Below are 763 nucleotides of genomic sequence, written 5' to 3'. Positions count from 1 at the left end.
TATCTTCGACCGTTGGCTCATCGACCAAAACCTTTTGAAAACGGCGCTCAAGTGCAGCATCTTTTTCAATGTACTTTCGGTATTCATCAAGCGTCGTCGCTCCAACGCAGTGTAGCTCACCGCGTGCCAGTGCAGGTTTTAGCATATTACCTGCATCCATCGCACCTTCAGATTTACCCGCACCAACCATCGTATGCAGCTCATCAATGAACAAGATGACATTACCTTCTTGTTTGGCCAAATCACTCAATACGCTTTTGAGGCGCTCTTCGAACTCACCGCGGAATTTTGCCCCTGCAATGAGCGCGCCCAAATCTAATGACAGCACTTCTTTGCGGCGCAGACCTTCTGGCACATCGCCATTGATGATTTTTTGTGCCAAGCCTTCGACGATAGCGGTTTTACCAACGCCCGGCTCACCAATGAGTACAGGGTTGTTCTTAGTACGGCGTGATAGTACTTGAATAGTACGGCGGATCTCTTCGTCACGACCAATGACTGGATCTAGCTTGCCAAGCTCTGCTTGTTCAGTCAGGTTGATTGTGTACTTATTGAGTGCATCACGCTGATCTTCGGCATTTTGGTTATTTACCGTATCATCACCACGCAGCTGCTCAATGACCTCTCTGAGCTTGCTTGCTGTCACGCCTGCACTTTCAAATATTTTTTTGGTTTCGCCTTGTTCGGCGAGTGCCAACATGACCCATTCAGTCGCAATAAAATCATCGCCTTCTTTTTGCGCCTGACGATCTGCCAAGTTCAA

At 48.1% G+C, this 763-nt stretch carries 1 protein-coding gene; it reads right to left on the bottom strand.

What is annotated here, in order from left to right; all coding sequences use genetic code 11:
- Positions 1 to 763 (bottom strand): AAA family ATPase (locus ACS8FC_RS16835; RefSeq protein ID WP_439297629.1); only part of this gene is annotated, 763 nt, incomplete at both ends.

It is taken from the genome of Psychrobacter sp. 1Y4 (genome assembly GCF_051847555.1).
Note: the sequence above shows the minus strand (reverse complement) of the source record. Positions and strands in the feature narration are given on the sequence as shown.